Origin of the sequence: Brevibacillus parabrevis (assembly GCF_022701015.1) — a bacterium.
Lineage (GTDB): Bacteria > Bacillota > Bacilli > Brevibacillales > Brevibacillaceae > Brevibacillus > Brevibacillus parabrevis.
In genome coordinates this window covers 4,589,847-4,606,354 of sequence record NZ_CP064090.1, presented here as the reverse complement: position 1 = coordinate 4,606,354, position 16,508 = coordinate 4,589,847, and the positions used below count along the sequence as shown (strand labels likewise).

Here is a 16,508-nt window from a genome sequence, read left to right as displayed (position 1 = left end):
GCTGTGCCAAGAAATGTAAACAGTTAGTGAAAAACATGGGAACAGCACATACTATCTGTGAGGTGATAGGTATGGTAGCAGGCAAAGCCACGCGAAGAAACAAAGAGCTGTTGGGCAAGCCGAGAGAGCGGGGAACGGCGGAGCGAAAGGCGGCTTCCGTCAGCAAAATCGTCGAGCTTGCTTTTTGGGGCACGATTTTGTGGGGGGTGATCCGCATGCTCGCCCACTTTTTGAATTTGACTCCGTACGGACTAGGTGCTTTTGCCCGGCCTTTGCTCAGCGGATACGAGGAGAATAGCCTGATGGGCAACTCCTTGGGAGCGATTGTTCTGTTCGTGGAGACGATCCTGGCAAGCTTTTTGTTCTCCCTCTTGTTCGGCCAGATGCGGGCATGGTGGATCGGCCTGCTCTACGGTGCGATTTTGCTTGCGATTGCAGGATTCTTCTTTCGCATCGGGAATTGGGAAGTAGGCACGCTTAGTACAGAAGGAGCCTGGTACTTGTCCTATGGATTGTTCATTGGCATGACGCTTGTTCTGGAACAATCCGACGAAGAGCAGTGGGGCGGCAAAGACAAAGAGCGATAGGGGACCGGGTTGTCCCCTCTGCATCTGCCGTTTGCAAGATTCGAAATGTTGGCCGATTTTTGTCGCCTACTGTTGTACAAGGAGAGGCTTGTGGTAAAATGTTTCATTAGTAAAAAAACTTTTTGCGAAAACAGACGGGGAGGGAAGACAATGGCTTCCGTTTTGCTTTTGAATGGCCCCAATCTCAACTTGCTGGGAACGAGGGAGCCTGACGTATACGGAAGGGAAACGCTGGAAGATCTCGTCGCGAAGCTGACTTCTGTCATGGATGAGCTTGGGGGCAAGCTTGAACATTTCCAGTCCAATCACGAGGGCGCTCTGATCGACGCGATTCATCAGGCGAGAGGCGTGCACGACGGCATTTTGATCAATCCCGGCGCTTTCACGCACTACAGCTATGCGATCCGCGATGCTCTGGCAGGCGTGGCAATCCCGACCATTGAAATACATATTTCCAACATTCATACGCGCGAGGAATTTCGTCACCATTCCGTGATTGCACCCGTTACGATAGGGCAAGTAGTCGGTCTGGGCATGGACGGATACGAATGGGCGCTGCGGGCGCTCGTCCGCAAAATCGAGAACAAATAACGGTTTGGCAAAGCGAAAGGGGAACTGGTTGTCATGAAACAACGTTTGGACAAATTGCGTGAAGCGCTCTCCCAAGTAGGGGCGAATGCTTTCATCACGGAAAAATCGGAAAATCGCTTTTATCTGAGCGGTTTCACTGGCTCCACCGGCTGGGTGATCGTCACGGAAACCGAAGCCTTTTTGGTTACGGATTTCCGCTATGTCGAACAGGCAGAGGAGCAGGCACCTGATTTCACTGTCGTCAACAACGAGCGAAAAGCGGTCGAAGCGATTGGCAAGCTGCTACAGGAAAAAGGCATCAAGCGTCTCGCTTTTGAAAGCAGCGTTTCCTTTGGTACATATCAGGAGTGGAGCAAAGGCTTTGCCGGGGTAGAGCTGGTTCCAACGAGCGGACTGCTGGAAAAAATTCGCATGTTCAAAGAAGAGTCGGAAATGGTCATCATCCGTGAAGCAGTGGGAATTGCGGAGGCGGCTTTTGCACATATTCAAGGATATATCCGTCCTGGCGTACGCGAAGTAGACGTTGCTTTGGAATTGGAATATTTCATGCGCAAACAAGGGGCGACAGGGTCTGCGTTCGACATGATCGTTGCATCCGGCGTGCGCGGAGCATTGCCGCATGGACGAGCTTCGGAAAAAGTGATCGAGGCCGGAGAAATGGTTACGCTCGACTTCGGTGCAGCGTACAAAGGCTACAACTCCGACATTACCCGCACGCTTGCTGTCGGCGAACCTAGCGCCAAAATGAAAGAGATTTACGATATCGTCTTGCGCGCACAACTGGCCGGACTGGAAGCCCTGAAACCGGGAGTGACAGCAAAGGCAGCAGACGCCGCTACGCGTGACCTGATTGCAGCGGCTGGCTATGGCGATGCCTACGGACACAGCGCGGGTCACGGTCTGGGCATCGAGGTGCACGAACTGCCGGGCTTGTCTACCGTAAGCACCTTTGTCCTGGAGCCAGGCATGCTTGTCACGATGGAACCGGGTATTTATGTGACGGGACTCGGCGGAGTGCGAATCGAGGACGACGTTCTGATCACGGCGGATGGGCATGAGAACCTCAACAAGTCTACGAAAGAGTTGCTCATTTTGCCCGTGTAATTTATACTAATCTACGTTATTGATTGATTTGGGAGGACAACGATGATCTCTGTAAACGACTTTCGGACCGGTTTGACGATCGAAGTGGACGGCAACATTTACACCGTGCTTGAGTTCCAACACGTAAAACCAGGAAAAGGTGCGGCTTTCGTACGCTCCAAACTGCGCAACCTGCGCAATGGCAACACGACAGAAATGACTTTCCGCGGCGGCGAAAAAGTAAACCCTGCCCGCATCGAATCCAGCACCATGCAGTATCTGTATGCGAGCGGTGACGATTACACTTTCATGAACACCGAAACGTATGAGCAATTGACGTTCACTCGCAAACAAATCGAGCGCGAGCTGCGTTTTCTGAAGGAAAACATGAACGTGCAAATCATGCAGTACAACGGTGAAACAATCGGAATCCAACTGCCAAACACAGTTGAGCTGGTTGTTACTGAATGTGAGCCAGGCGTTAAAGGCGATACCGCTTCCAACGTTACGAAAAAAGCAACGCTGGAAACTGGCTTCGTGGTAAACGTTCCTCTCTTCGTAGAAGAAGGCGAGCGTTTGATCATCGATACGCGTTCAGAAGCTTACGTTTCCCGCGCGTAACTTGCAAGATCGTCTTGGAAAAAGCTGTGCCCTCCCGGGTGCAGCTTTTTTTAGTTGCGCATGAGCCTCGGCGTTGCCACAAAAAAAATCCCGCTTTTCCGAAAGCGAAAAGGGGATTTCAGCGGTCTGCTGTTTTTTGGCCTTGCTGCTCAGTGGGGCCAGCGCCCTCCGAACCACTCCCACAGCTTTAACACAAAGGCAGTAATCCCGGCAGCCATCAGCGGGCCGACGGGGATGCCGCGGAAAAACACAATACCAATGATCGACCCGATCACCAGTCCGACGATCATATGCGGCTCAGCCCGGAGCAAATCCAGTCCCTTGCCGTTCATCCACGTCGCAATCGCGCCGCCAGCCAGCGCTGTAAGGCCCACGACCGTAGTGAACAGCGGCGTGACGTCTTTCCACGATATTTTCTCACTGGCAAACGGCACCAGTACGGATATCGTCAAAAAAAGCAGGCCAAGCTCCAGACCTCGGCGTTCGACCGTGGGGAAAAAGCGTTCCAAGGCCGTCAGCTTCAGCACCAAAAGAATGCTGGCCGCCGTCGCGATTATCGGTGAACGGCCAATCAGTCCTATGACGATCAGGATGACGAGCATCACTTCTCCAGACATCATCATTGGCATCAAAACCCCTGTCCCTGTTCTCCTTTCACTCTATGAGACAAGGTGTGGGAGTATGCGTTTGTCCTTGACGTAGGGCACGAGCGTGTAGCGGTCAACCTGTGCGCAAAAACGCAAGTCGTCGGCAAAATGGTGCGAAACGAGGCGCTTGCCCGTGGTAGTTTGCAGCATTTGTTCGCCAAGCTTATCTGCATAGTATAAATAGCTTGCTTTCAACGCTTCGCCGAGATCGCAAATCTGCAGGTGGGCCAAAGCTTTTTGCGCCTGGACGATCATCAGCCCTGCCGCGAGTCCATCTTCCAGGGCAAATTCAGAACGCGTCCCTGCGCAGTAAAGTGTCACATCGAGATGATACGTGAGCGCGTGGCGAATGCAGGCCGTCGCGTTCAAAAAGCAGCCGACGAGCAGCGCGGAGGCTCGCTCCGCCTTCTGAATGGCGCGAGTGCCGTTCGTCGTCGTGAGGATCAGTCGTTTGCCCGGATTTTTGGCCGCGGAGATTTCCGTCGGGGAGTTGTTGCAATCAAAGTCGGGTATTTTGCGGCAATGTCGCTCGCCAGCCAGGATGCAGTCAGCGGCTCTGAGCGAGTTCGCTTGCCCGATCGTTTCAACGGGAACGACGCAGACAAAGCCGTTGCCCAGCGCGGTGACAATCGTACTGGATGCGCGCAAAACATCGATCACAATCACAACATGATTGCTGATTTGGTCAAAGCGAATTTCCTCGACCGTGGGCACGACCTCTATTCGCACGGGGCAGACCTCCCTTCCGCAAGCATCAGGGCGGTGTCTCCGCGAAGTCCGCGGCGGAGCGTCTCGACCGACAAGACGTCCGTGCAGGCGATGTTGCCGAGATTGACATCGACACCGAGAGACTGAATCAGGCACACTTGCTGGTCTTTTTGCGGCGCTTCCCAAACGAGCCGCTCCGCGTTTGCTTTGGCGGCACGGACGACATCCAGAATGAATGACTGTTCGATCTTGCCGTTTCCGTCAAAGACGCCGACCGTTCCGCTTTCGCGTGCTTCGACGATGACGTGGCTGGCGCCTGCCTGCAAGTCAAAGGCGAGTGTCTCCAAAAGCTCGTTGCGCTCGGCGCGATAGCCTGCCGACTTTTTTCCTACCTCCGTATACACGACAAGCCCTGCGTCCACGGCCCGTTCAATCGCTTCTCTGCGCTGCTCAAACGATAGCGGGAACGTCCCGTCTGAAATCTCAACCGCTGAAAATCCGAGCGAACGGATTTGTTGCATGTACGCCTTGATCGTGCTCTGCTGAATGGCAATCTCAAAAAAAGTTCCGCCTGGCATGATGTGCAAGCCCAAGGCGGTTGCCCTGGAAAGCTTTTGCTGCAACACGTTCGGCGGATACAAGGCCGTTGTGCCAAAGCCGAGTTTGTATATATCGATATAAGGAGAAGCCAGTTCCAGCAGATCGCAGTAAGCGGTCAGCCCCAGCCCTTTGTCAATTACCATGGTCAACCCCTTTTGGCGGGGCTTCGCTCGCTTGTGCCCGAACGGATTCGCCCAGCTCGCGGGCATAAACGGATGCTCACAGTCTACCATGCAAGTTCCTCATTTCTTCTAGGCGTATGGTTCAGTGTATGCCCACCGTGGAGGAGGAGTGAAGAAGAAAGGCAGTAGGCGATTGCCCACACGAGTGCTGAAACGAACGGGTACAGGCATAGAGTGAACGGAGGGGAGGACGAGACGGTATGTGGGAAAAAGCGATTATGGGGATGGCTGCGCTGCGGATTTTGTCAGGCAGCATCGAGATTGTGGCTGCCTTGCTCATTTTGAAGGTCAATCAGGTCGAAAAGGCACTGCTCATAAATTCGGGCTTGGCGATCGTAGGGCCTGTGATTTTGATTACCACGACGACGATCGGCCTGCTCGGCATGTCTGATCGGGTCAGCTTTGCAAAAATCGCCTGGATTTTGCTCGGTATCTCCTGCATTTTGATCGGAGTGCGCAAGTGATGTCCAATTCCTTCCATTGGTAATGAGCGCCTCATCTGGGAATGCTAGTGCAAGAGACGAATGGGAGGGATTGGCATGCTTGAAACGATGGCGAACCGAATCGCCTATTTGCGCGGGCTGGCAGATGGCCTGGATGTGGGCGAAAAGAGTGCAGAAGGCAAAATTATGACTGAAATGATCGAGATCATGGACGAGGTGTACGCCCAGTTTCGCGAGCTGCACGCCCGCGTGGAAGAGGCGGAGGATTATGTAGAAGCGCTGGACGAAGACCTCGAAGACGTGGAACTCTATCTTTTCGAGGATGACGAGGCGTTGTACGAAACGATAGAGGATGACGACGATGTCGACTACGCCACCTACTATGATCTCGACGACGATGAAGATGCTGCGTTGTACGAGTCGGATGACGATACGCACTTGGCGACGGGCTACGATTTTTCCTGCCCGCACTGCCAGAAAGAGATTCACTTGCGAGAAGGTACCGATGACGACGGCTACAGTCATTACGTCATCGAGTCGGCTTCGGCCCAGCGTGACTATCAGCCGGTCAATCCGACGTAATAGAGCAGGCTCACAGCTTGTCCCAGCGCGCCACGAAAGCGCAGGGGCAAGCTTTTTCTATCTCCGGCTACTTTTTAGCATAAACCTCGTCCAGCCGCGCATAGGATGGAGGTAAGTCAATGTGGACAAACGAGAGTCAGCCACAAAAAGGAGGGTACCAGATGTGAGAGAGATCATGGCGATTTTGCCAGAAGCCATTCGCGCGATTTTGACTGCTCTTCCCTCCGCGGTCAAAGAGCATCTGGAAGAGATACGGCTTCGGCAAAATCAGCCGCTGGAAGTACGATTCGGTCAGCAATCCAGCTACGTGACGCAAGCAGGTCAGCTTACCTCCACTGCGAGTAAAGGCTGGATTTTTTCCGCAGATCAGGCAGTCAAGCTGCTGAGTCAGGTAAGCCAGCATTCTTTGTACGCGCTGGAGGAGGAGCTGAAGCGAGGCTACATTACGGTGATGGGCGGTCATCGCATCGGCATCGCAGGCAAAGTGGTGCTGGAAAAAGGCGATGTCAAAGGCATCCGGGACATTACCAGCTTCAACATCCGGATCGCCCGGGAGAAAAAAGGGGCGGCGCAAAAAGTGATGCCCTACTTGTTTGAAGGCGGCAACGTACTGAGCACACTGGTGATTTCTCCGCCGCAATGCGGGAAAACGACTCTTTTGCGCGACATGGCCCGCTCCCTCAGCTACGGCAGCGAGTGGTCTTCCAGTCGCAAAGTCGGGATCGTGGACGAGCGTTCCGAGCTGGCAGGCTGCCTGGAGGGCGTGCCGCAAAGAGACGTCGGCCCGCGCACAGATGTACTGGATGCATGCCCGAAAGCAGCAGGAATGATGATGCTGATCCGCTCCATGTCTCCTGATGTGCTGATTGTGGACGAGGTGGGGCGTGCGGAGGACGGGGATGCCGTATGGGAAGCGATTCACGCAGGAGTCGCAGTCATCTGCTCGGCTCATGGCGCTGATCTCAATGAAGTCGCTCGTCGCCCGATGCTCGGCAACCTCGTCCGGCACGGCGTGTTTTCCCGCTATATCGTCCTCAGCCGAACGAAAGGCGTAGGCACGATCCAGGCGATCTATGACCGAAGCATGAAGCCGCTGGAAAAGGAGAAGGTTGCATGGTCAAGCTGATTGGCGCGGTGCTCATCCTGTTCTCGGCCTCCATGGTCGGCTGGCAGATCGGCAGGTATTACGCCTATCGTCCCGTGCAGCTTCGCGCGCTTTTGGTCGCCCTGCAAATGCTGGAGACCGAGATCGTATACGGCATGACGCCGCTGCATCGCGCTTTTGTCAAAGTCGGTCGCCGGGTTTCCGAGGAAGTGGGCAGGCTGTTTCTTTACGCAGCAGAGCTTCTAGTCAGCGAAAAGGCGCCATCGGCAGAAGATTCCTTGCAGCAGGCAATGGGGAAGTACTGGGCACAAACCGCATTGCGCAGACAAGAGCGAGAAGTGCTGGCGAGTCTGGGGCAGGTTCTCGGATCATCCGACCGGGAAGACCAGCAGAAGCATTTGCGCCTGGCAGTTACCCATCTTAGGGGGCTTGAGGAAGAAGCGCGCGCCGAGCAGGCAAAATACGAGCGCATGTACAAAAGTCTCGGTTTTCTGGGTGGTCTTCTGGTCGTCATCCTGATGTTCTAAAGGCGAGGTGTTCACAGTGGATTTTGATTTGACACCTGTTTTCCAGATCGGAGCGGTAGGGTTCATCACAGCGATCTTGCACACGGTCCTCAAACAGGCGGGAAAGGAAGATATTGCGCACTGGGCGACACTGGTCGGATTCATCATCGTCCTGTACATGGTGTCCCACTACCTCGGCGACCTGTTCTCTGAGGTGAAACGCGTCTTCCTGTTCAACTGAGGAGGGGCTTTTCGATGGAAATCGTACAAATCGTTGGACTCGGACTGGTCGCTACCATTCTTGCCTTGGTGATCAAAGAGCAAAAGCCGATGTTCGCTTTCTTGTTGGCGATTGCGAGCGGTGTCATCATCTTTTACTTTCTCGTAGGCAAAATTGCCGAAGTCATTCGCATTCTGGAAAAGCTGGCCGTTCAGGCAGATCTGAACCTGGTGTTTCTGGAAACGATATTAAAAATCATCGGAATTGCCTACATTGCCGAATTTGGGGCGCAAATGACCCGTGACGCTGGACAGGGGGCGATTGCCTCCAAGATCGAGCTGGCGGGAAAAGTGCTGATTCTGGTCATGGCGGTACCGATTATCCAAATCATTATCGAAACAGTGATCGACTTGCTGCCGGCGTGAGAGAGGAGGGGTGTCTGTGGCGCAAACTGGCAAACTGATCCTGTTGTGGCTCATCCTTTTCATCTATCTGTCGCCTGGCCCTGGCACGGTCCATGCCGCCGGAGCAACCACAGCCAACCCGATCAACCAGATTGTCGAGGAGCAAGTGGATCACTTGCAGCTGGAGCGTGTCGAGCAATATTGGCAACAGCTTCAGCGCGAGTATAAAGGCTATTTGCCCGATTTGAAATCGCAAGGCTTCATCCAGATTTTGATGCAGCAAGAGGAACTGACGCTGTCGAGTGTGTTAAAAGGGATGGGCAAATTCGTCTTTCACGAAATTTTGATGAACGGCAAGCTGCTCAGCTCGATCATTATCATCACGGTTTTTGCCATGATTTTGGAGACGATGCAAAACGCCTTCGAGCGCAACGCCGTATCCACCGTCGCCTATTCGATTGCTTACCTCGTCCTGATGGTGCTCGCCATCAACAGTTTTCACGTCGCGATCACATATGCCAAAGACGCGATCAACAGCATGTCTGATTTCATGCTCGCGATGATTCCGCTCGTGATTGCCTTGCTGGCCTCGGTCGGGAACCTGGCGACGGCCACCATGTTTCATCCGCTGATCATTTTCATGATCAACATCAGCGGCATGATGATCACGTACGTCGTCTTTCCGCTCCTGTTTCTGTCCGCGATGCTCTCGATCGTCAGCCTGTTTTCCGAACGGTACAAGGTCACCCAGCTTGCCACCTTGCTGCGAAACATCGCCATGGGGGTGCTCGGCTCCTTCCTGACGATTTTTCTGGCGGTGATCTCCATTCAGGGGGCGACCTCGGCTGTAGCTGACGGCGTCACGCTGCGGACGGCGAAGTACATTACAGGCAACTTCATCCCGATCGTCGGCCGAATGTTTTCCGATGCGGCCGATACGGTTCTGAACGCTTCGCTTCTGGTCAAAAACGCAGTCGGCTTGGCTGGAGTCGTCATTCTCATCATCTTGTGCGCTTTCCCGGCTCTCAAGATACTGGTTTTGGCCCTGATCTACAATTTGTCATCGGCTGTGCTGCAACCGCTGGGGAACAGTCCGATCATCAGTGCGCTCGGCACGATTGGCAAAAGCCTCCTGTTCGTCTTCGCCGCACTTGCGACAGTGGGATTGATGTTCTTTCTGGCGATTACCATCATTATTGCGGCAGGCAACATCTCCATGATGGTCCGGTAGGTGATGACATGACATGGTTAACACTCTGGCTCAAAAAAATCATCCTGCTCGTTCTTTTGGCCGCTTTTCTCGATCTGATCCTGCCCAATACGACCTTGCAGCGCTACGTCAAAATGGTGATGGGTCTGATCTTGCTTTTGACGATCATCTCCCCGGTGTTCAGCCTGTTCAGTCTGTCGCAGGACGATCTCGCCCTCAGACTTGATCGCTACCAGCAAAATTTGAACAAGCCAGCCGCTGTCGAATGGAAGAAAATGACTGACAAGCTGCTTGGTCAACAAAACGAACAGATGACAGCTTATGTGCAGGCACAGGTGGCATCTGCTGTAAAGGCGAGAATCAAAGCCGATTACGGCGTGGAAGTTGTCGATGTCGAGGTTGTGATCGACCAGAAGAAGCAAGGCGAGCCGACCTTGTCCCGGATGGAGTTGGTGATTGGCGAAGCTGACAGCGGCAAAAACAGCAACGACCCGCAGCAAGTCCAGCCGGTCAAGCCGATTACACCGATTGCTCCGGTACAAGTCACAGTCGGGGAGCCGCCGCAAGAACAGCAAGAAGTGGCTGTTTCAGCCCCGGAAGCGAACCCGCTGGCGAGCAAAATGGCCAGCGACCTCGCAGAACAGTGGGGGCTATCCAAAGAACAGGTGATCATCAAGGACGAGACCCGGGAAAACGAAAAGCAGTAATCACGCTGTCGACACAAGCGAGGTGAGCAACATGCTGGAAAAGCTGAAAAAATTGTGGGAAGGAAACGGCAGCAACAAAAAGCTCAAGCCATTGCACTATTTTATCGTCGTACTTGGAATCGGGATTGCTGTCATGATCTTGACAGATTTTCTGAAAGTCGAAAAAGATCAGCCTCTCGGGTTCTCGATCAACCCTGGCGAGACGTCGCCGCAGCCAACAGGCGACGGATCAGCTCCGGCGCTGGGCGGTTCACCCGCACCGGACATTATCGCCGAATATGAAAACATCTACGAAACCCAGCTTCGGGAAATCCTCGCGAATGTAGTCGGCGTGGGAGAGGTCGAAGTCATGGTCAATCTGGAATCGACGCCAGAGATTGTCGTGGAAAAAAACACCAATGTCCGCTCTTCCGTGAACCAGGAGATGGACAAGGAAAAGGCAACCCGGAATCAGAGTGACCAATCGCGCGATGCACAGGTCGTGATCGTCCAAGGCGGCAAGCAAGACCAGCCCGTCGTCGTCAAGACGTTGAAGCCGCGCGTCCGGGGAGTGCTCGTAGTGGCCAAAGGGGCCGACAACATCCAGGTGAAAGCATGGATCACCGAAGCTGTCCAAAAAGTTTTGGATGTTCCCGCTTACAAAATATCCATTTTGCCCAAAAAAGGGTAGGAGGTAATGACAAATGATTCTGCGCAAGCAAACAGTGTGGTTGTTGACAATGCTGGCTGTCATGGTTGTACTCTCCGGGTACTACCTGGTGAAGGGGCCGCAGGAACAGGTTCCGACCTCCGGACAAGAGCAGGCCGTCCAGAAGCAGGAGCAAATCTCCGGCGTGGAAGTAGAAACCAAGCAAGTCGAGCAAGCTCCTGGCGCTGCCGCCGTTGACGCTAAAAACGGCAAGCAGGAAACAACGACGGCTCCGGCCACTCCGACCGCACAAACACCGGCGCCTGAAGAAGCGAAGCAAACTTCCGGCAATGCCGTGCTCCCCGTAGCGGATACAGCAAGCGAAGTGTTCCAGGGCTTCAAGCTGAACCGGGAAGCGCAAACCGCGCAGCAAAAAGACGAGCAGCTGGCGATCATGAACAATTCCGAAGCAACGCCCCAGGCGGTAGCCGAAGCGAAAGCCAAGTACGATGAGCTGTCCACGCTGGAGACGGCCACGATGAACGTCGAAGAGATGCTCAAAGCGAGCGGCTACAAGGACGCGGTCGTCCTCGTCCAGAACGACAAAGCGACTGTCATCGTGCAAAAAGACAAGCTGAGCGCAAACGAAGTGGTGGAAATCATTGCGCAAGTCAAGCAGCAATTGAATCTCCCGGCAACGAACATCCAGGTCCAGTTCCAGACGTCCTGAATGGCGAAGGCAAGCTGACCTTCGCGTTATAACGGGTGCCGTAAGTGGGCATGATGGTAAGGATTTTCTCGCTTCTTCTTGGCAGGAAGCGGGGAAATCCTTTCTTGACGTGATATGGGCAACAGGCTACCATGGATTTATGGTTTGCCAAAAAGGATACATATGGGACTCCCCGATCCTCTATTGAAACAAACGAAGGAGTGCTTTTTCGTCATGAAAATTCATGAAATCCGAGAAATTATTAAGCTGATTGATCAATCTTCCATTAATGAATTTAAGCTGGAGACAGAAGGGGCAAAAGTGACCCTGCGAAAATCCAGTGGTACAGAGACAGTAGTAGTGACTCAGCCTGTCGTACAAGCCCAGGTAGCGGCTCCTGCTGCGCCAGTGCAAGCGGCAGCCCCAGCAGCTGTACAAGCAGCTCCTGTTGCCGTGGAAGCGCCTAAGGCAGCTGCAAGCGCTCCGGCTCTTGACGATGCGAACCTGCACAAGATCGTTTCCCCGATGGTTGGAACGTTCTACAGCGCTCCGGAACCAGGCAAGCCTCCTTACGTCCAAGCGGGCGACAAAGTGAATGCGAGCAAAGTGGTCTGCATCGTGGAAGCGATGAAGCTGTTCAACGAAATCGAAGCAGAAGTAAGCGGCGAGATCGTCAAAGTGCTGGTGGAAGACGGCCAGCTCGTTGAGTACGGTCAAGCGCTGTTTTTGGTGAAGCCAGAATAAGGTGGGGGAGAGCGAAATGTTTCAAAAAGTATTGATTGCCAATCGCGGGGAGATTGCTGTACGGATCATCCGGGCATGCCGCGAGCTGGGCATTCGTACGGTCGCTGTCTACTCCGAAGCGGATCGTGAAGCGCTTCATGTGAAAATGGCCGACGAAGCTTACTGTATTGGTCCAAAAGCATCCAAGGAAAGCTACCTGAACATAGCAAACATCATGAGTGTCGCGACCAAGGTAGGGGCAGACGCCATCCATCCAGGCTATGGATTTTTGGCTGAGAACGCCGACTTTGCGGAGATTTGCACGGCATGCAACATCACGTTTATCGGTCCGGATCCAGAAGCCATCGTAAAAATGGGGGACAAGTCCACCGCAAAAGATACGATGAAAGCGGCTGGAGTGCCGACTGTTCCGGGAACAGAAGGGCTGATCGAAGATGTGGAAAGCGCCGTCGTGACAGCGAATGAGATCGGCTATCCGGTAATGGTCAAGGCTACTGCGGGCGGCGGCGGACGCGGCATGCGCGTGGCAGTCGACGACGAAGATTTGGAAAAGGCGATCCGTCAGGCGCAAAACGAAGCGAAAACCGCTTTCGGCAACCCGGGCGTCTACCTGGAAAAATTCGTGGAAGGCCCGCGTCACGTGGAAATCCAGATCATGGCCGACAAGCATGGCAACGCGGTTTATCTGGGCGAGCGCGACTGCTCCATCCAACGCCGCCACCAAAAGCTGATCGAGGAAGCTCCATCGCCTGCCTTGAGCGAGGAAACACGCAAGCAAATGGGCGAGGCAGCCGTTGCTGCTGCCAAGGCGGTAGCTTACCACGGAGCGGGTACAGTCGAGTTTTTGCTGGACAAGCACGGACAATTTTACTTCATGGAAATGAACACGCGTATTCAGGTAGAGCATCCGGTGACCGAGCTGGTTACTGGCTATGATCTGATCAAGGAACAGCTGACGGTCGCAGCCGGTCAACCGCTGTCTTTCAGCCAGGAAGACATCAAGCTTGACGGCTGGGCGATCGAATGCCGGATCAACGCAGAGAACCCGGCGAAAAACTTCATGCCGTCACCTGGACGCATCACCGAGTACTTGCCACCAGGCGGCTTCGGTGTGCGTGTGGACAGTGCTGCGTACGCAGGCTATTCCATCCCGCCGTACTACGATTCCATGATCGCCAAGCTGATCGTTTGGGGCAAGGATCGCAACGAGGCAATCGAACGCATGAAGCGTGCGCTCGGCGAATTTGTCATCGATGGCATCACCACGACGATCCCGTTCCATCAAAAAGTGCTGGAGCATGAAGTGTTCGTAAGCGGTCATTTTGACACCAAGTTCCTGGAAACCTACGAATTGAACCTGGACGAAGAATAAACAGGGCTGATTTGTAAAAAAACGGTGCGCTTGGTATAATGAATTACAAATCTAAAGGGAGGTGCGAAGCATGGAAGAGTTTACTCCGGATTTAGATAGAACAGAGCTTGGTAAAGTCCAGATCGCTCCCGAGGTACTGGAAGTGATCGCCGGCATGGCTGCGTCCGAGGTTGAAGGCGTAGCGCAAATGAGCGGCGGTTTCGTAGGGGAGATTGCTGAAAGATTGGGCCGTAAAAATATAGCTCGCGGCGTTCGTGTGGAGGTTGGCTCCCGCGAAGCGGCAGTGGATGTTTCCATCATTGTCAAATACGGACACCGCATTCCAGACGTCGCTCGTAATATTCAAGATAGTGTGCGCAATGGAATCGAAGGAATGACCGGACTTTCTGTTGTGGAAGTAAACGTACATATCGTCGATGTAGAGCTGAAAGCCGAAGAAAAAGCACCGGCGGCGCCTGGAGTCGAAGATTACCAGCGTGTGCGCTAAGCAGCACCGGATGGATGCCCCCTTTTCACAGGGGGCATTTTCCTCATTCCAATCAGTTGTTTCGCCAAGCCTTGGCTCATGGCGAAGCGTTAGCCTTTGATTGAGCCTTGTTTGTCTCCTTTCAAACATGGCGTAAAGGAGAGATGCATGTGAACTTGTTTGACCGCTTTATTTTGACGATTTACAGCTTTGCGCTGATCGTTTTGTCCTGCATCGCGATTGCGGCCACCAGCGGATTGGTCTCATCTGCTTATTTTGAGCCTTATGTGGATCAAATGCTTGAGGGTACGAACATTACGTATCTCATCGTCGCGATTATTTTCCTCATTGTGAGCCTTCGCTTCTTTTTCAGCTCGTTTCGTTCCAACAAGCCAAAAGTGGATCGCGGCATTCGCCAGCGCAGTGATTTGGGCGAAGTCAACATTACGATTCAGACGATCCAAACGATTGCGGAGCGCGCTGCCCGACGTGTAAAAGGCGTGCGCGACATGAAGACGACAGTCAAAGCGCTGGAAAGCGGGAACATCATTACCCTGCGTGTTTCTGTGGATGGCGAGACACCTTTGCCGGAGTTGACGCAAAAGCTGCAAGCGGATGTGAAAGAGCAGGTCGAAGGAATTGCTGGTGTCGTGATTTCCGAAGTAGCGGTTGTGGTGACGGAAGTGGCTCAGCAAGAAAACTACGCGGCTCGCAAGCGGGTAGAATAGAAGGTGAAGTCCATGAAATGGGAGTTAATGTGGGAACACAAGGGGAAGCTAATGGGGATTTCTGCCGGACTTTTTTTCGGCATCATCTACCTTCTCGTCGGATTTTGGGATACACTGGTCTTTGTTGTGTTTGTCGGAACCGGCTATTACATCGGTCGCAAGCTTGACCATAAGGAAGACTTGCGCGAAATACTGGATCGGATTCTGCCTGGCAAGTTTCGGTAACAAGAACGAGGGGAAAACTCCCCTGCTGACTTTAATTAGTAGGTGAATGGTATGAAGCGAAGAACAGCACGAGAAAAAGCAGTCCAATGCTTGTTTCAGATCGATATGGCCGAGGTGCCAGTAAAAGAAGCAATCGATCTGGTCATGGAAGAATCCGAGGAAAACGCGCAGTATTTGCGCTACTTGCTCGATGGAGTTTTGACCAACATGGCGGACATCGATGCAGAAATCAAAAAGTATTTGCGCGGCTGGCAGCTGGAGCGTATTGCCAACGTTGACCGCGCCATTTTGCGCCTTGCTTTTTATGAGATCATGTTTGAAGCGGATACGCCTGACAAGGTAGTCATGAACGAAGCGATCGAAATCGCGAAGCTGTTCAGTGACGATGCCTCCTATCGCTATATCAACGGTGTATTGGCGAGCTTCTTGCAATCCCGTGAAACGCAAAAGGCATAACAGGCAGGAGATACAAGCATGAGTAAGGTAATGTTGGGCATTGATACGAGCAATTACCGGACATCGCTGTGCTTGGCTCAGGAAGACGGCCGAATTGTTGCAGAAGCAAAACGCCTCCTCAAAGTGAAGGAAGGCAAACGCGGGCTGCAACAATCCGAAGCCGTCTTTCAGCATGTGATGAACTTGCCGGAATTAAGCGAGCAAATGAAGTGGAACGAGTATGAGATCGAAGCGATTTGCGTCAGTGAAAAGCCGCGGCCTGTCGATCAGTCGTACATGCCTGTGTTCAAGGTGGGAGAGGGCTTGGCCAAATCGCTGTCCACCTACCTGCGTGTTCCGCTGCATCTGACCACCCATCAGGAGGGGCATATCGCAGCGGGCGAGTACACAGCCGATGAGCGGCCAGGACAAGATCGCTTTTTGGCTGTCCATCTGTCAGGGGGAACGAGTGAGTTGCTGTTGTGCGAGCGTCACAGTGCCGGATATGCGATTGAAAAAATCGGCGGCACGATCGATTTGCACGCAGGGCAGTTGGTCGATCGGATCGGAGTGGCGCTCGGGATGGCATTTCCTGCCGGGCCGTACTTGGAGCAATTGGCAAAAGAGTCGACGGGGGAATTTCGCATTTCCTCTGCTGTGGACGGTTTGACCTTCAGCTTCTCCGGGCCGGAAGCGTCCTTGCTGCGCGCCATTGAGCGCGGCGAGACGAGCCATGCGGATATTGCGCGGGCAACCGAGCAGTGTATCGCCAACACGCTGGAAAAAACATTGCGGCACGCTGTTGAGCTGGGGCATCCAAGGGACATACTGATTGTGGGCGGGGTAGCTGCCAATCAGTACATGCGCGAGCGCCTGATCAAACGTTTGCAGCATCCGGCGGTAAAAGCCAAGCTGTATTTTTGCGACCCTGTTTACTCCGGCGATAACGCCTACGGAGTGGCAATGCTTGGGTGGATGAAGCAAAAGACGAACATTAAATAATGA

At 53.5% G+C, this 16,508-nt stretch carries 24 protein-coding genes; 21 read left to right on the top strand and 3 right to left on the bottom strand.

What is annotated here, in order from left to right:
• The first annotated feature begins 71 nt into the window (after positions 1–71).
• From IRJ17_RS21060 to efp, 4 genes are all read left to right on the top strand, one after another.
• Complete coding sequence (locus IRJ17_RS21060) at positions 72–587, top strand: YqhR family membrane protein (protein WP_122965823.1); 516 nt, start codon at positions 72–74, stop codon at positions 585–587.
• A gap of 150 nt (positions 588–737) precedes the next feature.
• A complete protein-coding gene (aroQ, locus tag IRJ17_RS21055; RefSeq protein WP_122965824.1) occupies positions 738–1,178 on the top strand; it encodes a type II 3-dehydroquinate dehydratase in 441 nt (146 codons plus the stop codon).
• 33 nt (positions 1,179–1,211) lie between these two features.
• Positions 1,212–2,282, top strand: coding sequence for a M24 family metallopeptidase (locus IRJ17_RS21050; protein WP_122965825.1), 1,071 nt, complete (start codon positions 1,212–1,214; stop codon positions 2,280–2,282).
• A gap of 42 nt (positions 2,283–2,324) precedes the next feature.
• Positions 2,325–2,882, top strand: coding sequence for an elongation factor P (efp, locus tag IRJ17_RS21045; protein ID WP_122965826.1), 558 nt, complete (start codon positions 2,325–2,327; stop codon positions 2,880–2,882).
• A 149-nt stretch (positions 2,883–3,031) separates the two neighbouring features.
• Here the strand turns inward: efp and IRJ17_RS21040 are convergent, their stop codons facing one another.
• From IRJ17_RS21040 to comA, 3 genes are read right to left on the bottom strand one after another with little or no spacing between them, the layout of a single operon-like run.
• Positions 3,032–3,502 carry a DUF441 domain-containing protein gene (locus IRJ17_RS21040; RefSeq protein ID WP_063227107.1) on the bottom strand — a complete coding sequence of 157 codons (471 nt, stop codon included), beginning with the start codon at positions 3,500–3,502 and terminating at the stop codon, positions 3,032–3,034.
• Between the two features lie 39 nt (positions 3,503–3,541).
• Complete coding sequence (locus tag IRJ17_RS21035; protein ID WP_122965827.1) at positions 3,542–4,258, bottom strand: 2-phosphosulfolactate phosphatase; 717 nt, start codon at positions 4,256–4,258, stop codon at positions 3,542–3,544.
• Positions 4,249–5,070 (bottom strand): phosphosulfolactate synthase, encoded by an 822-nt coding sequence (gene comA, locus IRJ17_RS21030; RefSeq protein WP_122965828.1) that lies wholly within the window; start codon positions 5,068–5,070, stop codon positions 4,249–4,251. The genes IRJ17_RS21035 and comA overlap by 10 nt, the downstream gene beginning before the upstream one ends.
• Before the next feature lie 149 nt (positions 5,071–5,219).
• On the opposite strand from comA, the gene IRJ17_RS21025 reads away from it, so the two are divergent.
• The 17 genes from IRJ17_RS21025 to IRJ17_RS20945 all read left to right on the top strand — a co-directional run bounded on the left by IRJ17_RS21025 (position 5,220) and on the right by IRJ17_RS20945 (position 16,505).
• On the top strand, positions 5,220–5,483 hold the full coding sequence (locus tag IRJ17_RS21025; RefSeq protein WP_122965829.1) for a YqhV family protein: 264 nt from the start codon (positions 5,220–5,222) through the stop codon (positions 5,481–5,483).
• A 75-nt stretch (positions 5,484–5,558) separates the two neighbouring features.
• The gene (locus IRJ17_RS21020) at positions 5,559–6,044 is read left to right on the top strand and encodes a CD1247 N-terminal domain-containing protein (protein ID WP_122965830.1); all 486 of its coding nucleotides are present in this window, start codon (positions 5,559–5,561) and stop codon (positions 6,042–6,044) included.
• Positions 6,045–6,207: 163 nt separating this feature from the next.
• Positions 6,208–7,170, top strand: coding sequence for a stage III sporulation protein AA (gene spoIIIAA, locus IRJ17_RS21015; RefSeq protein WP_122965831.1), 963 nt, complete (start codon positions 6,208–6,210; stop codon positions 7,168–7,170).
• Entirely contained in the window at positions 7,158–7,676 is a 519-nt protein-coding gene (gene spoIIIAB, locus IRJ17_RS21010; protein WP_122965832.1) for a stage III sporulation protein SpoIIIAB, read from the top strand. The genes spoIIIAA and spoIIIAB overlap by 13 nt, the downstream gene beginning before the upstream one ends.
• Positions 7,677–7,692: 16 nt before the next feature.
• Positions 7,693–7,896 carry a stage III sporulation protein AC gene (gene spoIIIAC / locus IRJ17_RS21005; protein WP_005827263.1) on the top strand — a complete coding sequence of 68 codons (204 nt, stop codon included), beginning with the start codon at positions 7,693–7,695 and terminating at the stop codon, positions 7,894–7,896.
• A gap of 14 nt (positions 7,897–7,910) precedes the next feature.
• The gene (gene spoIIIAD, locus IRJ17_RS21000; RefSeq protein ID WP_063226823.1) at positions 7,911–8,300 is read left to right on the top strand and encodes a stage III sporulation protein AD; all 390 of its coding nucleotides are present in this window, start codon (positions 7,911–7,913) and stop codon (positions 8,298–8,300) included.
• A 16-nt stretch (positions 8,301–8,316) separates the two neighbouring features.
• Complete coding sequence (gene spoIIIAE, locus IRJ17_RS20995) at positions 8,317–9,510, top strand: stage III sporulation protein AE (protein WP_122965833.1); 1,194 nt, start codon at positions 8,317–8,319, stop codon at positions 9,508–9,510.
• 8 nt (positions 9,511–9,518) lie between these two features.
• Entirely contained in the window at positions 9,519–10,196 is a 678-nt protein-coding gene (gene spoIIIAF, locus IRJ17_RS20990; protein ID WP_173595764.1) for a stage III sporulation protein AF, read from the top strand.
• 31 nt (positions 10,197–10,227) lie between these two features.
• Positions 10,228–10,866, top strand: a complete 639-nt coding sequence (gene spoIIIAG / locus IRJ17_RS20985) for a stage III sporulation protein AG (protein ID WP_173595765.1) — start codon at positions 10,228–10,230, stop codon at positions 10,864–10,866.
• Between the two features lie 13 nt (positions 10,867–10,879).
• The gene (locus tag IRJ17_RS20980; RefSeq protein ID WP_122965836.1) at positions 10,880–11,554 is read left to right on the top strand and encodes a SpoIIIAH-like family protein; all 675 of its coding nucleotides are present in this window, start codon (positions 10,880–10,882) and stop codon (positions 11,552–11,554) included.
• A 213-nt stretch (positions 11,555–11,767) separates the two neighbouring features.
• Positions 11,768–12,277, top strand: a complete 510-nt coding sequence (accB, locus tag IRJ17_RS20975) for an acetyl-CoA carboxylase biotin carboxyl carrier protein (protein WP_122965837.1) — start codon at positions 11,768–11,770, stop codon at positions 12,275–12,277.
• 16 nt (positions 12,278–12,293) lie between these two features.
• The gene (gene accC, locus IRJ17_RS20970; RefSeq protein ID WP_122965838.1) at positions 12,294–13,649 is read left to right on the top strand and encodes an acetyl-CoA carboxylase biotin carboxylase subunit; all 1,356 of its coding nucleotides are present in this window, start codon (positions 12,294–12,296) and stop codon (positions 13,647–13,649) included.
• A 70-nt stretch (positions 13,650–13,719) separates the two neighbouring features.
• Positions 13,720–14,136 (top strand): Asp23/Gls24 family envelope stress response protein, encoded by a 417-nt coding sequence (locus IRJ17_RS20965; RefSeq protein WP_242771801.1) that lies wholly within the window; start codon positions 13,720–13,722, stop codon positions 14,134–14,136.
• Positions 14,137–14,279: 143 nt separating this feature from the next.
• Entirely contained in the window at positions 14,280–14,843 is a 564-nt protein-coding gene (amaP, locus tag IRJ17_RS20960; RefSeq protein WP_173595766.1) for an alkaline shock response membrane anchor protein AmaP, read from the top strand.
• 12 nt (positions 14,844–14,855) lie between these two features.
• Positions 14,856–15,068, top strand: coding sequence for a DUF2273 domain-containing protein (locus IRJ17_RS20955; protein WP_122965841.1), 213 nt, complete (start codon positions 14,856–14,858; stop codon positions 15,066–15,068).
• Positions 15,069–15,119: 51 nt separating this feature from the next.
• Complete coding sequence (gene nusB / locus IRJ17_RS20950; RefSeq protein WP_122965842.1) at positions 15,120–15,524, top strand: transcription antitermination factor NusB; 405 nt, start codon at positions 15,120–15,122, stop codon at positions 15,522–15,524.
• 18 nt (positions 15,525–15,542) lie between these two features.
• Positions 15,543–16,505, top strand: coding sequence for a tRNA (adenosine(37)-N6)-threonylcarbamoyltransferase complex transferase subunit TsaD (locus tag IRJ17_RS20945; RefSeq protein ID WP_173595767.1), 963 nt, complete (start codon positions 15,543–15,545; stop codon positions 16,503–16,505).
• The last annotated feature ends 3 nt before the right edge of the window (positions 16,506–16,508 follow it).

What these genes read in the sequence shown, in the direction of transcription:
- comA (WP_122965828.1), bottom strand. Translation starts at nt 5,070, where the DNA reads ATGGTAGACTGTGAGCATCCGTTTATGCCCGCGAGCTGGGCGAATCCG.
- IRJ17_RS21050 (WP_122965825.1), top strand. Translation starts at nt 1,212, where the DNA reads ATGAAACAACGTTTGGACAAATTGCGTGAAGCGCTCTCCCAAGTAGGG.
- IRJ17_RS20980 (WP_122965836.1), top strand. Translation starts at nt 10,880, where the DNA reads ATGATTCTGCGCAAGCAAACAGTGTGGTTGTTGACAATGCTGGCTGTC.
- accC (WP_122965838.1), top strand. Translation starts at nt 12,294, where the DNA reads ATGTTTCAAAAAGTATTGATTGCCAATCGCGGGGAGATTGCTGTACGG.
- IRJ17_RS21040 (WP_063227107.1), bottom strand. Translation starts at nt 3,502, where the DNA reads ATGATGTCTGGAGAAGTGATGCTCGTCATCCTGATCGTCATAGGACTG.
- spoIIIAB (WP_122965832.1), top strand. Translation starts at nt 7,158, where the DNA reads ATGGTCAAGCTGATTGGCGCGGTGCTCATCCTGTTCTCGGCCTCCATG.
- accB (WP_122965837.1), top strand. Translation starts at nt 11,768, where the DNA reads ATGAAAATTCATGAAATCCGAGAAATTATTAAGCTGATTGATCAATCT.
- IRJ17_RS21025 (WP_122965829.1), top strand. Translation starts at nt 5,220, where the DNA reads ATGTGGGAAAAAGCGATTATGGGGATGGCTGCGCTGCGGATTTTGTCA.
- nusB (WP_122965842.1), top strand. Translation starts at nt 15,120, where the DNA reads ATGAAGCGAAGAACAGCACGAGAAAAAGCAGTCCAATGCTTGTTTCAG.
- spoIIIAF (WP_173595764.1), top strand. Translation starts at nt 9,519, where the DNA reads ATGACATGGTTAACACTCTGGCTCAAAAAAATCATCCTGCTCGTTCTT.
- spoIIIAG (WP_173595765.1), top strand. Translation starts at nt 10,228, where the DNA reads ATGCTGGAAAAGCTGAAAAAATTGTGGGAAGGAAACGGCAGCAACAAA.
- IRJ17_RS20955 (WP_122965841.1), top strand. Translation starts at nt 14,856, where the DNA reads ATGAAATGGGAGTTAATGTGGGAACACAAGGGGAAGCTAATGGGGATT.
- IRJ17_RS21060 (WP_122965823.1), top strand. Translation starts at nt 72, where the DNA reads ATGGTAGCAGGCAAAGCCACGCGAAGAAACAAAGAGCTGTTGGGCAAG.
- IRJ17_RS20945 (WP_173595767.1), top strand. Translation starts at nt 15,543, where the DNA reads ATGAGTAAGGTAATGTTGGGCATTGATACGAGCAATTACCGGACATCG.
- spoIIIAD (WP_063226823.1), top strand. Translation starts at nt 7,911, where the DNA reads ATGGAAATCGTACAAATCGTTGGACTCGGACTGGTCGCTACCATTCTT.
- IRJ17_RS21020 (WP_122965830.1), top strand. Translation starts at nt 5,559, where the DNA reads ATGCTTGAAACGATGGCGAACCGAATCGCCTATTTGCGCGGGCTGGCA.
- IRJ17_RS20965 (WP_242771801.1), top strand. Translation starts at nt 13,720, where the DNA reads ATGGAAGAGTTTACTCCGGATTTAGATAGAACAGAGCTTGGTAAAGTC.
- amaP (WP_173595766.1), top strand. Translation starts at nt 14,280, where the DNA reads ATGCATGTGAACTTGTTTGACCGCTTTATTTTGACGATTTACAGCTTT.
- aroQ (WP_122965824.1), top strand. Translation starts at nt 738, where the DNA reads ATGGCTTCCGTTTTGCTTTTGAATGGCCCCAATCTCAACTTGCTGGGA.
- efp (WP_122965826.1), top strand. Translation starts at nt 2,325, where the DNA reads ATGATCTCTGTAAACGACTTTCGGACCGGTTTGACGATCGAAGTGGAC.